The organism is Leucobacter luti (assembly GCF_019464495.1).
In the GTDB taxonomy this organism is placed as follows: domain Bacteria; phylum Actinomycetota; class Actinomycetes; order Actinomycetales; family Microbacteriaceae; genus Leucobacter; species Leucobacter luti_A.
The window spans coordinates 3,124,758-3,138,528 of sequence record NZ_CP080492.1 but is presented as its reverse complement, the minus strand read 5'-3'; the positions used below and the strand labels follow the sequence as shown (position 1 = coordinate 3,138,528).

Here is a 13,771-nt window from a genome sequence, read left to right as displayed (position 1 = left end):
GCATGTACCAACGCAGCGCTAGCGTGCTCGCGCGATCGCGAGGTAGTCTTCAACGCTCAGCTGTTCAGCACGCAGCGTGGGGTCAATTCCTGCAGATTCCAACACTGCGACCACCTCGTCAAGCGTTCCGAGTACCGGCTGCAACGATTGCCGCAGCATCTTTCGGCGGTGCGCGAACGCGGCGTTGATCAGAGCGAACGTGAGGTCTCGTTCAGCGACGGTGCCGCGGGGATCAGTGAGGCGCTCATACCCGACGAGCACAGAGTCCACCCCGGGCACCGGCCAGAAGATGCGCCGGCTGACGGTGCCCGCGATGCGCCACGGGCCGTACCAGGCCGCTTTCGCGCTCGGAGCACCGTACTCTTTGCTGCCAGGCTTCGCCGCGATCCGGTACCCGACCTCGGCCTGCACCATGACGAGTCCGCCACGAAGCTCAGGAATGAGTTCAAGGAGCTCCATCAGGATCGGAACTGACACGTTGTATGGCAGGTTCGCGACGAGCAACTCCGGCGGCGAGGGAAGCTCAGCGATCATCTCAGCGGTCAGTTCCAGCGCATCACTGCGGATGACCCGGAAGCGCTCAGCAGCGTCCGGCTGCATCGCACGCACCGTCGCGGAGAGCTCTGCGGCAAGCCGGTGATCGATCTCGACCGCTGTGACCTCGGCCCCGGTTTCGGTGATCCCGAGCGTGAGGGATCCCAGACCAGGCCCCACCTCAATCACGTGATCGTCGGAAGTGACGCCCGCGAGCCGCACGATCTTCCGCACGGTGTTCGGATCGATCACAAAGTTCTGTCCGAGCTTTTTCGTCGGAGAGACTCCGAGGCGCTCAGCAAGCTCGCGGACTTCAGCGGGTCCGAGGAGCGTTGGGGCCGATCCGGTTCCGGCCTCGGAGGTGTCAGCTGTCGGCTCGGTGCCAGTTTCTGGATCTGTGCCGTTCTCTGGCTGTGTCACGCAGCTGCCTCCTCTGGGTCCCACGACCCATACACCCGCTCGGTATTTGCCGCGAGCTGCGCGCAGAGATCGGCAAGGGGCAGCTCCAGCGCCTCAGCCATGCGGCGCACCGTGTATGGAAGCATGTACGGCGCGTTGGGCCGGCCGCGGAACGGCTCTGGGGTCAAGAACGGAGCGTCAGTCTCGGCGAGAATGAGCTCCGGCCGTGCGACGGCGAGCGCTTCGCGCAACGCTGGCGCGTTCTTGAAGGTGGTGGGGCCGGCGAACGACATGTACCAGCCGTGCTCGTTGCAGATCCGCGCAAGCTTGGCGTCACCCGAGAAACAGTGGAACACCGTGCGTTCAGGAGCACCAACACGGGTGAGAATCGCGACGACCTCATCGTGGGCATCTCGATCGTGGATCTGCATCGCGATGCTATTGGCCTTCGCGATCTCGATATGCGTCTCGAATGCTTCGATCTGCGCCTCGCGCCCGTCCTCTCCTGTGCGGAAGAAGTCGAGTCCGGTTTCACCGACAGCGCGCACGCGCGGTTCGGCGGCGAGCCGAGATATCTCAGATAGGTGCGCGCTCAGCTGCCCCAGTTCAAACAGCCGTGGGGCTTCGTTGGGGTGCAGGGCGACGGCGGCCAGTACGCGCGGATCGCTTGCGGCGAGCTGCGCACTCCAGCGGCTGGTCTCGAGGTCGGTGCCCACTTGCACGACGCCGCGTACACCGACGACTGCCGCGTGTGCGAGCGAGTCCAGCGGTTCGAGCTGGTCCACACCGTCTTCGAACTCGAGGTGCGTGTGGTTGTCGTAGACCGCAACGGGCAGCGGCTCAGGCGCCGCTGGGCGTGTGAGATCACGCCCAGGAGCCCCGGCACGTTTTCGGAGCCCTGGCGCTGGCGTCTCAACGGTCACTTCGCGGCACCACCAGTGGTCGGAGTGTCGGCCTCGATGCGCGGGAACAACACGGCGAGCGCGTGCTGCGCCGTGCCGCTGGGGAGCTGGCCCCAGGTGCCTGCCTCGCGGATCGGACGTTCGGTGAGCGTCCCGAGCGCTGCTTCGGCGCCGAGAGCAGCCCAGAGCTTGACCGTCGCCTCAGGCAGCACGGGCGCGAGCAGCTCAGCGAGCACACGCAGCCCCTCCGTCGCCGTGTACAAGACGGCGCTCAGCCGCTCCCGATTCGCTGGATCCTTCGCGAGCGCCCAGGGCTCCTGCTCGGTGATGTAGCCGTTCAGCGCGTCAACGAGTTCCCACACCGCGGCGATCGCCTCGTGAATGGCGAACGCCTCGATTTTCGCGTCGGCGCGCTGCGTAACGCTCGCGGCGAGATCGCGGATCACCCCGTCGGCTGGAGCGTCAACACCGGTTCCGGGCACACTGCCCTCGAAGTACTTCGCGTTCATCGCGAGCACGCGGCTCGCGAGGTTACCGAAGCCGTTGGCGAGCTCTGCCTGGTAGCGGGCAGACAGGTCTTCCCAGCTGAAGGAGCCGTCGTGCCCGAAAGACACCGCGCGCATGAAGTAGTAGCGGAACGCGTCTGATCCGAAGGTGTCCGTGATCTCATTCGGGGCGATACCCGTGAGCTTTGACTTCGACATCTTCTCGCCACCAACGAGCAACCAGCCGTGTGCAAAGACGTTCGTCGGAACGTCGAGACCTGCGGCCATCAGCATGGCCGGCCAGATCACTGCGTGGAAGCGGAGAATGTCTTTGCCAACAATCTGGACTGCCGGCCAGTGCGTGAGCTCCGCGGTGGGGTCTGCCGGGTTCGCACCATAGCCGCGCGCCGTAATGTAGTTCAACAGCGCATCGAACCACACGTAGGTGACGTGGGAGGAGTCCCACGGGATCGGAATCCCCCAGTCAAATGAGGTGCGCGAGATCGACAGATCCTCGAGGCCCTGCTGCACAAAGGCGATGACCTCGTTGCGGGCGCTGGCGGGCTGCACGAAATCCGGGCGCTCTTCATAGAGCGCCAGGAGACGATCCTGGAACGCGCTCATCTTGAAGAAGTAGTTCTTCTCCTGCAGCAGTTCAAGTGGCTTGGAGTGGATCGCGCAGACCTTCTCACCCTCGAAGGCGCCCTCACCGTCGACGATCTCGCTCTTCGGCTTGAACTCCTCGCAGCCGACGCAGTACAGCGCCTCAAACTCGCCAGCGTAGACGTGGCCATCGTCATACAGCTTCTGCAAGAACGTGGCGACGCCAGACTCGTGACGGGCATCAGTCGTGCGAATGAAATCGTCGTTTGAGATGTTGATGGTGTCGAGCAACGGCTTCCACGCCGACTCAACCAGGCGGTCAGCCCATTCCTTCGGCGCAACACCATTCGCCGTGGCCGTGCGGAGGATTTTCTGCCCGTGCTCATCGGTTCCCGTCAGGAAATACGTGTCGTCGCCTGCCTGCCGGTGCCAGCGGGCAAGCACGTCAGCAGCCACCTCGGTGTACGCGTGCCCGATGTGCGGGGCATCGTTGACATAGAAAATGGGCGTGGAAAGCGAGAACGACGGGGTCTTGGCCATACCCACCAGTCTATTCCTTCTCGGGCCCCCACAGACCCGTGTTACAGGCCGGGCTGCTCGCCCGGATCCTGGGCCGCGTGGGCCACCAGAATCTCGGGTTCGTGCCGCACCGGGAAGTTCACCGAGTTCGCAATGAAGCACGCCTCTCGCGCAGGCGCGTGTGCTGCCAGGGCAGCCTCGACCATCGCCTCGTCGGCCACGGTGACTCGCGGCCGCAGCACCACTTCGGTGAATGCGCCGCCGACCCCCTCCTGACGCATCGTTCCAACGGCGGCGTCCGTATACGCCGTCACCACCACTCCGGCCCGCACAGCCATGTGCAGGTACGACAGCATGTGACACTGCGCGAGGGCGGAGACGAGCAACTCTTCCGGGTTCCACCGGTCAGCGTCGCCGTGAAACGTGGGATCTGCCGAGCCAGCAAGCGGGGCTTTGTGCGCCGCGTGGATGGTGAGCTCCCGCCCGTACGCACGGTAGCCGCTCGTGCCGGTGCCGCGGTTGCCTGCCCACTCGATGTCGATCCGGTACTCGTGGATGTCCTTCATTCGTCCAGGCTACTGGGCAGCCAAGCCCACCACCAGGCAGGCGGGAGTAGTATCGATCCCATGACCGAAGCGAGCGTGAGCACCATCGAAGCACCCGTCAGCACCGTCGAGGCATCGCAGCAGGAGACCACCGTCCCCCAGCAGCGTCGCGTCGTCACGGCAATCCCTGGCCCGAAGTCCCAGGCGATCCACGCCAGGAGGCAGGCGGTGATCCCGCCGGGCGTGCACAGTGTGCTCCCCGTGTACATCGAGCGCGCACACGACTCGATCATCGTAGACGTCGATGGGAACCACATCATCGACGTGTGCGGCGGGATCGGAGTCACCACGATCGGCCACACCGACGAGGCTGTCGTTGCCGCTGCCACGGCACAGCTGCAGAAGGTCACCCACACGCTGTTCACGATGACCCCGTACGAGCCGTACGTGCAGGTCGCCGAGTATTTGGCGAAGCACGTTCCGGGTTCCACTGCTGCGGCACCGTACAAGACGCTCCTCATGAATTCAGGGGCCGAGGCGGTTGAGAACGGAGTCAAGATCGCCCGCAAGTTCACCGGCCGCCCCGGTGTCGCAGTCTTGGAGCACGCCTACCACGGCCGCACCATGCTGACCTCGACGATGAATCACAAGGCGGCGCCATACGCCCTCGGCTACGGCCCGCGCGCTGGCGACATCTATAAAGCGCCGAACTCGTACCCGCTTCAGGATGGCTTGAGCGGCGCCGACGCTGCCGCGCGCACCATCGCGCACTTGGAGAAGACGGCGGGCGCCGACGATCTCGCCTGCCTCGTCGTCGAGCCGATTCAGGGCGAGGGCGGCTTCATCGTTCCGGCCGATGGCTTCCTCCCTGCGCTCGCTGAGTGGTGCCGCGCGAACGGGATCGTGTTCATCGCGGACGAGGTGCAGGCCGGTATGGGGCGCACGGGCACCGTGTTCTCGATCGAGCAGTTCGGCGTGCAGCCCGACATCGTACTCTCGGCCAAGGGCATTGCGGGCGGTCTGCCGCTCGCTGGGATCACTGGCCGCGCCGAGATCATGGACAAGTCGCAGCCGGGTGGCCTGGGCGGCACGTTCGGCGGGAACCCCGTCTCATGCGCGGCCGCCGTGGCCGTGTTCGAGCAAATCGAGTCGAAGGGTCTGCTCTCCGAGGCGGAGCGCATCGAGCGCGTCTTCGGCGGCGGCCTCGCTCGCCTTGCGGAGAAGTACCCGGCCATCGCAGAGGTGCGCGGCAAGGGTGCGATGCTCGCGATCGAGGTCGTGCACCCTGGCACCTTGACCCCGAACCCCGAGCTCGTCGCCCAGGTGATCGACTTTGCCGCTCAGCATGGCGTGCTCCTGCTGAGCTCAGGTGTGCACAACCAGGCGATTCGTTTCCTGCCATCGCTGAAGATGACTGATGAGCTGCTCGAAGACGTACTCAGCGTGCTCGACGAGGCATTCGCGGCCTAGCCTCACCCTCGCGCTCACACACGAGAGGCTCCGTCGGTTCGTCCGGCGGGGCCTCTCGTGTGTCTGCGCGTCCGTCCCGCTACTGCAGGGAGGACCGTGGTACCTCGACAGGTTCCGTATCGATTTCGGGATCGTCCGGGTCCAGCTCGGAGAGGTCGATTCCCGCGGCCTGCACGCTCCCGGTATCCACCACATCGCCCACGGCGTGAACATCGATCACGATCGCGGTGACGTTGTCGCGGCCAGCGTTCTCGATCGCCTGGCGCACCAACATCGTCGCGGCTTCTTCCGCTGTGGGCTGCGTGGCAAGGAAATGCTGGATCCCAATGTCCGTGAGCTCTTTCGTGAGACCATCTGAGCAGATCAACAAGCGCTGGCCAGGGATCAGCGCAAGCGACGTATATTCAGGGATCGGAGCTTCGTTGAAGCCGACGGCCCGCGTAATCACGTTGGCGTGCGGGTGCGTCTCCGCCTCTTCCTCGGTGATCGCGCCGGTGTCGATCAAGTGTTGCACCACTGAATGATCGACGGTGATCTGGCTCAGTGCGCCCTTGAAGTACTGGTAGACCCGTGAGTCTCCGATGTTGAAGACTTTCCAGGTCGGTTCGGCTTCGGTGCTGAGGCACACGCCCGTTACGGTGGTGCCTGCCCCGAGTTCGGTGTCCCCCGCGTCCAGCTCGATATCGTCAACGGCGTCAGCGAGGACCTCGTCGATATCCTTCTCTGCCACACGCATGCTCCCGCCAAGTTCAGCGAGCCGACGCACGACGGCGGCGGATGCGACTTCTCCGGCGGAGTGCCCTCCCATGCCGTCTGCAACGGCGAAAATCGGGGGCATGGTGACGTAGCTGTCCTGGTTGGTCTCGCGCCTGCGGCCAACATCGGTCAGGGCAAACCACGAAAGCTCGATCTCGAGCTCGCAATCATTGCGATACCTGAGGCGTCGCCGAGACGCGTTTTCCCCGCGCGCGGTCACCGCTTCCACCTCTTGAACACTTGAGTATCCTACCGCGACGAGGCGGGTCCCGTTGAACACGCGCCTCAGTTCTGCTGCGGGGCCCCGAGATTCGTGACCAGCGTCAGCTCGTGTGCGGCGCGATCAACCGATAGTTCAAGCCCGTTCGCTTCGCCCCACCTGACCACATCCTCGGGCGTTTCAAGCCGCCCACGAGACACCCCAGCCCGGGCAGTGACGGGCTCGGCAGATCCGGGAAGCGTGGTGGCCATCCGCCGAACGAGATCTCCCTTTGCCGCCTTATTGAAGTGGTTCAAGGCACGCACGGCCCCATCGGCGCCGCGCTGAGCGACGTTGAGAAACCAGCCTCGCTCGGCTGGAAGCGGGGCCAGTGCCGCATAGTCTTTCGAGCGCAGATCGAGCACCAGGCCCGCGTTGTCCCAGCCAAAGTCTGCGTGGGCGGCATTCCATACGCGTTTCAAGGGCTGCGCAAGTTCAGGAAGCCGGGAACCGGCGGACAGCCGGTATGCGGGGATCTCCTCGCCGGCTCCGATCAGCCCGAACAGCGCAGACTGCACCGCGACATGGCGGTCGAGCCAGGCACGAGCTGCGTTCGGAAGCGATGGGGCGTCGAGCGCGTCGTACAGCACACCGGTATAGCGTTCGATCGCAGGCAAGGCGCCGCTTCCGGTCAAGACGAGATTGTGCACCCGCTCATCGCGGTTCTTCACGCCCAGCTTGAGCGCTTTCGCCGCGGCGACCTCGTCTCGGCTCACGGCCTCCAACGCGCGCTGCACTGCTGCGCGCGCCTCCCCCAGCTCCTCGTGGCGCGAGAGCGTATTCGGGTCGAATGAGCCGGTGCCGCCCACACGTTTCGTTTCAGACGGGGGCAACAGAATCAACATGATGATTCGAGCTTACCGCGAGCGACACTGGCACACCGCGAGGCATCGAGGATGAGATCAACGTGTGCGGGAATCGCAGCGCCTCACGCCGAAATGCCCACGCCGAAATGCCCGCGTCGAGGCGATGCGTCCGCATCGAAGCGATGCCGCCGCGTCGAAACGATCCGTCCGCGTCGAAGCGATGCGTCCGCGCTCCGCCAACGCGACGGTCCCGCACTCGGAGGCTCCGGCAGGACGGCGGTCCCGCACTCGGGGGCTCCGGCAGGGCGGCGCCGGGCCGCGTTCGCGTACCGGCGGCGTCGGGGATGCGCATCATACGGTTCCAGCGATCCTGCAAGGGCTCCGTGTCGGCGCGCAGCGGGGACGCCAGCGGTGAGGGAAGCAGCACACGGCCGATAGCACACACGAGCAGGAGCACAACGACATAGAGCACGAGCGCAGCAACACGGCGGAGCGCGGGCCGGATACCACTGTGTTCTCCCCAGCGAGCGCGGCTCAAGATGACAGGACGTGAAACTGACGGCGCAGAAACGACGAACGGCTCCACCCCACGTGGTGCCGCGGCGGCACGAGTCTCCCCGATACCTCCGGACGCCGTCGTGAAGGCGGAGCCGAACTGTGTTTCGTCCAGAGCTCCGGCTTGGGAGCGCGCACGACAAGGCCGTGAATCGCGCTGCCCAGAGCCGAAACGTGCTCTGACGAGATATGAAGTTGTTGGCTAGACGAGAGTTGCCTTGCCAGCGACGATGGTGATCGTGTCGTGGTCCACCGAGAGGAAGCCCCCCTCAGCGTCAACACGCACTTTCTCCCCGTCGGCGGTGGTGACGCGTACCTCACCCTTGGCCAGCATGGCCAGGAGCGGTTCGTGCCCACCGAGGATGCCGATCTCGCCCTCGACCGTCTTCGCGACGACCTGGGAGGCTACGCCCGTCCAGACCTCGCGGTCGGCCGAGACGACACTCACGTTCAGCGAAGCCATGGACTAGGCCATATCCTTCTGCATCTGTGCCCACTTTTCCTCGACGTCGTTGATTCCACCGACGTTGAAGAATGCCTGCTCGGCCACGTGGTCAAAGTCACCCCGGGCGATCGCATCGAACGACTCGATGGTCTCCTTGAGCGGGACCGTCGAACCCTCGACACCGGTGAACTTCTTCGCCATGTAGGTGTTCTGGGAGAGGAACTGCTGGATGCGGCGTGCGCGTGCCACGGTGATCTTGTCCTCTTCAGAGAGCTCATCAACACCGAGGATCGCGATGATCTCCTGGAGTTCCTTGTTCTTCTGGAGGATCTGCTTCACCGTCGTCGCAACACGGTAGTGATCCGCGCCCAAGTAGCGGGGATCCATGATGCGGCTGGAGGATGACAGCGGGTCGATCGCGGGGTAGAGACCCTTCGATGCAATTTCACGGGAAAGCTCCGTGGTTGCGTCGAGGTGAGCGAAGGTGGTCGCGGGAGCCGGATCGGTGTAGTCGTCAGCAGGGACGTAGATCGCCTGCAGCGAGGTGATCGAGTGCCCACGCGTCGAGGTGATGCGCTCCTGGAGCACACCCATCTCATCGGCGAGGTTCGGCTGGTAGCCCACGGCGGAGGGCATACGGCCGAGCAACGTCGAGACCTCAGAGCCGGCCTGCGTGAAGCGGAAGATGTTGTCGATGAAGAGCAGCACGTCCTGCTTCTGAACATCGCGGAAGTACTCCGCCATGGTCAGGGCCGAAAGTGCGACACGGAGACGGGTCCCCGGCGGCTCATCCATCTGGCCGAACACGAGTGCGGTCTTGTCGAACACGCCCGCTTCGTCCATCTCGTGGATGAGGTCGTTGCCCTCACGGGTACGCTCGCCGACACCGGCGAACACTGACACACCACCGTGGTCCTGCGCAACGCGCTGGATCATCTCCTGGATCAGAACGGTCTTGCCGACACCGGCGCCACCGAACAGACCAATCTTGCCGCCCTGAACGTAGGGGGTCAGAAGGTCGATCGACTTGATGCCGGTTTCGAAGAGCTGAGTCTTGGACTCGAGCTGATCGAAGGGCGGCGGAGTGCGGTGGATGCTCCAACGCTCGGTGACCTCGATGGTCTCGCCCTCGGGGAGGTTGAGCACATCACCGGTGACGTTGAAGACCTTGCCCTTGGTGATGTCGCCGACCGGAACGGTGATCGACTCACCGGAGTCGAAGACCTCCTGGCCGCGGACGAGACCGTCGGTCGGCTTCAGCGCAATAGCGCGGACGAGGTTGTCACCGAGGTGCTGAGCAACCTCGAGGACGAGCTTGAACGACTCTCCGCCATCACCGAAGTCGATGGTGGTGTGGAGCGCGTTGTAGACAGCGGGGATCGCGTCGTGCGGGAACTCGATGTCGACGACGGGGCCGGTCACGCGGGCGATGCGCCCGACAACCTGTGCGGCAGCCTCAGTCGCCACAGCGGCGGATTCGGTCATGATTCTCTCTCTTCGTGCTTCCACTTAGCTTGACAGCGCGTCCGCGCCGCCGACGATCTCGGAAATCTGCTGGGTAATCTCGGCCTGGCGAGCGTTGTTCGCAAGGCGGGTGTAGTCGCGGATCAGCGTGTCAGCGTTGTCGCTTGCCGACTTCATTGCCTTCTGCGTTGCCGCGTGCTTGGCCGCAGCCGATGCGAGCATCGCATTGAAAATGCGCGACTCGATGTAGGCGGGCAGCAGCTGATCCAGGACCGTGTCTGCGTCCGGCTCGAACTCGTACAGTGCGGACGGGCCCTCGTTCGGATCCGCGACGCCCTCGACAACCTGCAGCGGGAGCAGGCGGTGCACCTCGGGAACCTGGCTCACCATGCTGACGAGGCGGTTGTACACGAGGTGAATCTCCTGTGCACCACCCTCTTCAGCGGGGCGAGCGAAGATCTCAAGCACAGCCTCTGCGACCTCTTTGGCCGTCTCGAAGCTCGGGTTCTCGGTGTCACCGAGCCACACACGCTCCGAAGCACGCTGACGGAACGCGAAGTACCCCTGCGCCTTACGGCCAAACAGGTAGTAGACCACGTCCTTGCCCTCGGCACGGAGCAGCTCGCTGAGCTCCTCGGCCTCGCGCAGCACCTGCGAGTTGAACGCGCCAGCAAGGCCGCGATCGGAGGTGAAGATCACAACCGCTGCACGCGAAACCGTATCGGCCTCGGTCAACAACGGGTGATCGGTGTTCGAGTGCGTAGCGACGGCCGAGACCGCACGCGTGATCGCTGTGGCGTAGGGCGTCGAAGCTTCGACGCGTGCCTTCGCCTTCTGAATGCGAGAGGCCGCGATCAGCTCCATCGCACGGGTGATCTTCTTGGTCGTCTGGGCAGAACGAATTTTCTGCCGGTAGACCCGAAGTTGCGCTCCCATGTCTCTCCTGTGTTGGTTGGTGCTGGCTGGTCGTGCGGAACCGGTGGGGGCGTTGACCCCCACCGGGATTCTGCACTACTTCTTTACGACCAGCTGCTCCTGCTTGATCTCGGCCTCGTCGAGCTCCGCGAACTGCTCGTTCAGGCTGTGGCCCGAAGCGGTGCGGAACTCGCTCTTGAACTTCTCGATCTGCGCGGTGATCTCGGCGACGGTGTCGTCGTCGAGTACGTTCGTCGCGCGGAGCGTGTTGAGCGCCTCGGAGTTGCGGCCGAGGTAGTCAAGGAACTCACGCTCGAAGCGGAGGATGTCCTCAACGGGCACGTCATCCAGGTAGCCCTTGGTGCCAGCCCAGATCGACACCGTCTGATCCTCAACCGGGAACGGCGTGTACTGCGGCTGCTTCAGGAGCTCGGTGAGGCGAGCGCCACGAGCGAGCTGCTGACGGCTGGCCGCGTCAAGATCCGAAGCAAACATCGCGAATGCCTCGAGAGCCCGGTACTGCGCGAGCTCAAGCTTGAGCGTGCCCGAGACCTTCTTGATCGACTTCACCTGCGCATCGCCGCCCACGCGGGACACCGAGATGCCCACGTCGACTGCGGGTCGCTGGTTTGCGTTGAAGAGATCCGACTGGAGGAAGATCTGGCCGTCGGTGATCGAGATCACGTTGGTCGGAATGTACGCCGAGACGTCGTTGGCCTTCGTCTCGATGATCGGGAGACCCGTCATCGAACCTGCGCCGAGCTCGTCGGACAGCTTTGCACACCGCTCCAGGAGACGGGAGTGCAAGTAGAAGACGTCGCCCGGGTATGCCTCGCGCCCCGGCGGACGACGCAGGAGGAGGGAGACCGCGCGGTACGCCTCAGCCTGCTTCGAGAGATCATCAAAAATGATGAGGACGTGCTTGCCGTCGTACATCCAGTGCTGGCCGATAGCCGAGCCGGTGTACGGTGCGAGGTACTTGAAGCCTGCGGGATCCGATGCCGGCGACGCCACAATCGTGGTGTACTCCATTGCACCAGCTTCTTCGAGCGCGCCCTTCACCGAAGCGATGGTCGAGCCCTTCTGGCCGATTGCGACATAGATGCAGCGAACCTGCTTCGTGGTGTCGCCCGACTCCCAGTTCGCCTTCTGGTTGATGATCGTGTCGATCGCCAGTGCGGTCTTCCCGGTCTGGCGGTCGCCGATGATGAGCTGACGCTGGCCGCGGCCAACGGGGATCATCGCGTCGATTGCCTTGATACCGGTCTGCAGCGGCTCGTGCACCGACTTACGCTGCATCACGCCGGGAGCCTGCAGCTCCAGCGCGCGGCGACCTTCGACGCCCGTGATCTCACCGAGGCCATCGATCGGGTCACCCAGTGGGTTGACCACGCGGCCGAGGTAGCCCTCGCCCACAGCAACGGAGAGGACCTCACCGGTGCGCGTGACCGGCTGGCCCTCTGCGATCTCGGTGAACTCGCCAAGGACGACCACACCAATCTCGTCCTCTTCAAGGTTCTGGGCGAGTCCCAGGGTGCCGTCCGCGAAGCGGATCAGCTCGTTCGCCATGACGCCGGGGAGACCCTCGACGTGGGCGATGCCGTCAGCAGCGTCAACAACCGAGCCGACCTCGGTCTTACCCGACTGGGCGGGCTCATACGACGCTGCGAAGTCTTTCAGCGCATTCCGGATCTCGTCCGGGCTGATGGAGAGTTCTGCCATTTCGTTTCCTCTGTCTGATCCGGAAGCGCCGCCCCCGGGATGAAAAGTTGTGCCTACGCCGCGAGCTTCAGGCGGAGATCTTCGAGGCGAGCACGAATGCTGCCGTCGATGATGTCGTCTGCGAGCTGGATCCGGATACCACCGACGAGTGCGGGATCGATCACGGTCGTGATCTTGACCGGGCGACCAGCCGACTGCTCAAGCGCACGCGCAAGGCGGGTCTGCTGCTCAGCAGTGATCGGTGCAGCCACGGTCACCGTAGCGAGCTCGTTGCCTCCCTGGTCAGCGACGACACGTGCGGAGTGACGCAGCGCTGAGTCGAGACGGCGACCGCGTGGGGCCGACACCAGGTGACGGACGATGCCGGCAGCGGAGGCCGAGATCTTCCCCTCGAGCAGACGAGTCACGAGTGCGACTTTGCCAGCCGGGTCCGCGAGCTTGCTGCCGAGACTCAGCTGCAGTTCGTGGTTCCGTGCGACGAGGTCAGCAACCGCGAGCAGCTCATCAGAGAGCTCGGGGTTGGCTCCACTCTCAGCGCGGAGAGCGAGTTCTTCGACACCGTCGACGAACTCTGCGACGTTGGACCAGCGTCCGGCCACAGCGGCAGACAGCACTGAGCGCGCGCCAGCGGAGAACCCGCCGAACAACCGCTCGACCACCTGCGACTTCGCCTCGGCCGGAGCCGACGCGTCGCCGAGTGCCGCAGCGAGCGCTGGGCTCTCCGCGATGCGGGCCGCAGCCTGCAGCAGCTCGGCGCCAGCGCTCTGGGCGAGACGCCCGGTGATCGCGGCCCGGGCCTGGGCCAGAGCTTCGCGTGACGCGCTACCCATTACTTGGCCGCCTTCTCGGACGCCTCAAGATCAGCGAGGAAGCGATCCACGAGCGCGGATGCCTTCTGATCGTTCGTGAGGCTCTCGCCAACGACGCTCGAAGCGAGATCGATAGCGAGCGAGCCAACATCCTTGCGCAGCGAAACCGCTGCGCTCTGACGCTCGGCTTCAATCTGCGCCTGCGCTGCGTGCGTGATGCGCGCCTGCTCGGTCACAGCATCATCCTTGGCCTTGGCGATGATCTTGGTGGCGTCGGCACGAGCCGAGTCACGGATCTCGCCAGCCTCCTGGCGGGCGCTGGCCAGCTGTGCAGTGTATTCCTGCAGAGCAGCCTCAGCCTTCGCCTGGGCCTCGTCAGCCTTGGCGATGTTGCCCTCGATTGCCTCACCGCGTGCATCAAGCATCGCCTGGAGCTTCGGGAGGAAGACCTTCCAGAAAGCGATGAGGATAACGATGAATGCGACCGACGACCAGAAAATGTCGTACCACGCCGGAATCAGCGGGTTCTGGACCGCGCCTTCCTCAGCAGCGGCAAAGATTACTGCGTTGAGCATCAGTGCCT

The 13,771-nt window shown here is 64.5% G+C and carries 13 protein-coding genes; 1 reads left to right on the top strand and 12 read right to left on the bottom strand.

All coding sequences use genetic code 11. The features are described from left to right. Window positions 1-18: 18 nt before the first annotated feature. The 4 genes from rsmA to K1X41_RS14085 are packed head-to-tail and all read right to left on the bottom strand — an operon-like array spanning window position 19 to window position 4,008. Window positions 19-954: a 16S rRNA (adenine(1518)-N(6)/adenine(1519)-N(6))-dimethyltransferase RsmA gene (gene rsmA / locus K1X41_RS14100; protein WP_220174902.1), complete on the bottom strand. Its 936-nt coding sequence runs from the start codon at window positions 952-954 to the stop codon at window positions 19-21. Continuing rightward, entirely contained in the window at window positions 951-1,856 is a 906-nt protein-coding gene (locus K1X41_RS14095) for a TatD family hydrolase (RefSeq protein WP_220174901.1), read from the bottom strand. The genes rsmA and K1X41_RS14095 overlap by 4 nt, the downstream gene beginning before the upstream one ends. After that, window positions 1,853-3,463, bottom strand: coding sequence for a methionine--tRNA ligase (metG, locus tag K1X41_RS14090; RefSeq protein WP_220174900.1), 1,611 nt, complete (start codon window positions 3,461-3,463; stop codon window positions 1,853-1,855). Before metG ends, K1X41_RS14095 begins: the two co-directional genes overlap by 4 nt. 41 nt (window positions 3,464-3,504) lie before the next feature. Next, window positions 3,505-4,008, bottom strand: coding sequence for an OsmC family protein (locus K1X41_RS14085; RefSeq protein ID WP_220174899.1), 504 nt, complete (start codon window positions 4,006-4,008; stop codon window positions 3,505-3,507). 60 nt (window positions 4,009-4,068) lie between these two features. On the opposite strand from K1X41_RS14085, the gene K1X41_RS14080 reads away from it, so the two are divergent. Then, complete coding sequence (locus tag K1X41_RS14080; protein WP_220174898.1) at window positions 4,069-5,457, top strand: aminotransferase class III-fold pyridoxal phosphate-dependent enzyme; 1,389 nt, start codon at window positions 4,069-4,071, stop codon at window positions 5,455-5,457. Window positions 5,458-5,536: 79 nt separating this feature from the next. Here K1X41_RS14080 and K1X41_RS14075 read toward each other — a convergent pair whose 3' ends face one another. From K1X41_RS14075 to K1X41_RS14040, 8 genes are all read right to left on the bottom strand, one after another. Next, complete coding sequence (locus K1X41_RS14075) at window positions 5,537-6,433, bottom strand: PP2C family protein-serine/threonine phosphatase (RefSeq protein WP_132202405.1); 897 nt, start codon at window positions 6,431-6,433, stop codon at window positions 5,537-5,539. A gap of 65 nt (window positions 6,434-6,498) precedes the next feature. After that, entirely contained in the window at window positions 6,499-7,317 is an 819-nt protein-coding gene (locus tag K1X41_RS14070) for a YaaA family protein (protein WP_220174897.1), read from the bottom strand. Window positions 7,318-8,035: 718 nt separating this feature from the next. Next, a complete protein-coding gene (locus K1X41_RS14065) occupies window positions 8,036-8,296 on the bottom strand; it encodes a F0F1 ATP synthase subunit epsilon (RefSeq protein WP_132202401.1) in 261 nt (86 codons plus the stop codon). Window positions 8,297-8,299: 3 nt separating this feature from the next. Next, window positions 8,300-9,763 carry a F0F1 ATP synthase subunit beta gene (gene atpD, locus K1X41_RS14060; protein ID WP_132202399.1) on the bottom strand — a complete coding sequence of 488 codons (1,464 nt, stop codon included), beginning with the start codon at window positions 9,761-9,763 and terminating at the stop codon, window positions 8,300-8,302. 24 nt (window positions 9,764-9,787) lie between these two features. Beyond that, window positions 9,788-10,678 carry a F0F1 ATP synthase subunit gamma gene (locus K1X41_RS14055; RefSeq protein WP_132202397.1) on the bottom strand — a complete coding sequence of 297 codons (891 nt, stop codon included), beginning with the start codon at window positions 10,676-10,678 and terminating at the stop codon, window positions 9,788-9,790. A 75-nt stretch (window positions 10,679-10,753) separates the two neighbouring features. After that, window positions 10,754-12,379 carry a F0F1 ATP synthase subunit alpha gene (gene atpA / locus K1X41_RS14050; RefSeq protein ID WP_132202395.1) on the bottom strand — a complete coding sequence of 542 codons (1,626 nt, stop codon included), beginning with the start codon at window positions 12,377-12,379 and terminating at the stop codon, window positions 10,754-10,756. Between the two features lie 53 nt (window positions 12,380-12,432). Continuing rightward, the gene (locus K1X41_RS14045) at window positions 12,433-13,209 is read right to left on the bottom strand and encodes a F0F1 ATP synthase subunit delta (RefSeq protein WP_132202393.1); all 777 of its coding nucleotides are present in this window, start codon (window positions 13,207-13,209) and stop codon (window positions 12,433-12,435) included. Further along, complete coding sequence (locus K1X41_RS14040) at window positions 13,209-13,763, bottom strand: F0F1 ATP synthase subunit B (RefSeq protein WP_132202391.1); 555 nt, start codon at window positions 13,761-13,763, stop codon at window positions 13,209-13,211. The genes K1X41_RS14045 and K1X41_RS14040 overlap by 1 nt, the downstream gene beginning before the upstream one ends. Window positions 13,764-13,771 lie beyond the last annotated feature (8 nt).

Excerpts from the sequence above, each read along its gene's own strand:
- atpD (WP_132202399.1), bottom strand. The coding sequence starts at position 9,763 with ATGACCGAATCCGCCGCTGTGGCGACTGAGGCTGCCGCACAGGTTGTC.
- K1X41_RS14045 (WP_132202393.1), bottom strand. The coding sequence starts at position 13,209 with ATGGGTAGCGCGTCACGCGAAGCTCTGGCCCAGGCCCGGGCCGCGATC.
- K1X41_RS14085 (WP_220174899.1), bottom strand. The coding sequence starts at position 4,008 with ATGAAGGACATCCACGAGTACCGGATCGACATCGAGTGGGCAGGCAAC.
- atpA (WP_132202395.1), bottom strand. The coding sequence starts at position 12,379 with ATGGCAGAACTCTCCATCAGCCCGGACGAGATCCGGAATGCGCTGAAA.
- K1X41_RS14080 (WP_220174898.1), top strand. The coding sequence starts at position 4,069 with ATGACCGAAGCGAGCGTGAGCACCATCGAAGCACCCGTCAGCACCGTC.
- K1X41_RS14055 (WP_132202397.1), bottom strand. The coding sequence starts at position 10,678 with ATGGGAGCGCAACTTCGGGTCTACCGGCAGAAAATTCGTTCTGCCCAG.
- K1X41_RS14065 (WP_132202401.1), bottom strand. The coding sequence starts at position 8,296 with ATGGCTTCGCTGAACGTGAGTGTCGTCTCGGCCGACCGCGAGGTCTGG.
- metG (WP_220174900.1), bottom strand. The coding sequence starts at position 3,463 with ATGGCCAAGACCCCGTCGTTCTCGCTTTCCACGCCCATTTTCTATGTC.
- K1X41_RS14040 (WP_132202391.1), bottom strand. The coding sequence starts at position 13,763 with ATGCTCAACGCAGTAATCTTTGCCGCTGCTGAGGAAGGCGCGGTCCAG.
- K1X41_RS14070 (WP_220174897.1), bottom strand. The coding sequence starts at position 7,317 with ATGTTGATTCTGTTGCCCCCGTCTGAAACGAAACGTGTGGGCGGCACC.